The organism is Bradyrhizobium sp. Gha (assembly GCF_900113735.1).
Taxonomy (GTDB): Bacteria; Pseudomonadota; Alphaproteobacteria; order Rhizobiales; family Xanthobacteraceae; genus Bradyrhizobium.
This window is the reverse complement of record NZ_FOQM01000094.1, coordinates 1-1,086: the sequence shown is the minus strand read 5'-3', so window position 1 is coordinate 1,086 and position 1,086 is coordinate 1. Positions and strand designations below refer to the sequence as shown.

Here is a 1,086-nt window from a genome sequence, read left to right as displayed (position 1 = left end):
CAGATTGAAGTTCGCTCTGGCCCATATGAGGACCAGAGCATGAAGCGCAACCGCTTTACGGAAGAGATGGGGTATTCGGTCCCGATCGCCTGACCTATTTGCTGCGCGGCACGTTTTGACTGACGATCATGGACCAACTCCATCCGAAGGAGAAACGTCATGATCTACGTCGGCCTCGATGTTTCGCTGAATTCCGTTGCGGTATGTGCGGTGGACGAGACCGGAAAGCTTATCCGGGAGGGAACGACGTTGGCGGACGCGCCATCGATTGTGCAGTACCTCGAACCATGGGCTGGTCAAGTTGAACGGGTGGGCCTTGAGGCAGGACCGACGTCAGAATGGCTGACCGCAAATCTAATCGAACTGGGGCTGCCGGCCGTCAGTTTGGAAGCCCGCCAGGTTAAGGCGGCACTTTCGGCCATGCCAGTGAAGACCGATCGGAATGACGCCCGTGGGATCGCGCAGGTGGTGAGAACGGGATGGTTCAAGCCTGTTCACATCAAGAGCATCGGCAGCCAAAGGGCGCGGACGCTGGCCGCGGCTCGCAAGCATATCGTCCGCTCCATCGCTGCCACAGAGCAAGTCATCCGCGGACTTCTGCGTCCGCTCGGTCTCAAAGTCGGAATCGTCTCGCGAACTCTGTTCGCGACGCGAGTTCGTGAGTTGGTCGGCGATGACGCCTTGCTGGAGGCGATCATGAATCCACTGCTTGCCGGACGCGAAGCGCTGATGCGGGAGTACGCCCGACTGCATCGTCTGGTTCTGAAGGCCGTGCGCAGTGACCCGGCTTGTCGGCTCTTGATGACGATGCCAGGGATCGGCCCGGTCTCTGCGTTGACCTTCCGCTCCACTGTGGACGATCCCAGGCGATTCCAGCATTCCCAATCTGTCGGCGCTTATCTCGGGTTGACGCCCCGGCGATACCAATCTGGCGAGGTTGATCGGGTGGGACGGATCACAAAAGTCGGAGATGGAGAGACGCGCACAGCCCTGTTCGAAGCTGCCAACGTCGTTCTCAGGCCATCAACCCGATGGTCTCCGATGAAGGCCTGGGCGGTGCGTGTTGCCCACCGGCAAGGAAGCAAG

Annotated in this window: 1 protein-coding gene; it reads left to right on the top strand. The window is 59.9% G+C overall.

Features of this window, described 5'->3' with window-relative positions; translation table 11 throughout:
• Nucleotides 1-159 precede the first annotated feature (159 nt).
• Nucleotides 160-1,086, top strand: a 927-nt coding sequence (locus BM222_RS39695) for an IS110 family RNA-guided transposase (protein WP_092239999.1), incomplete at its 3' end; no start/stop codon positions are given.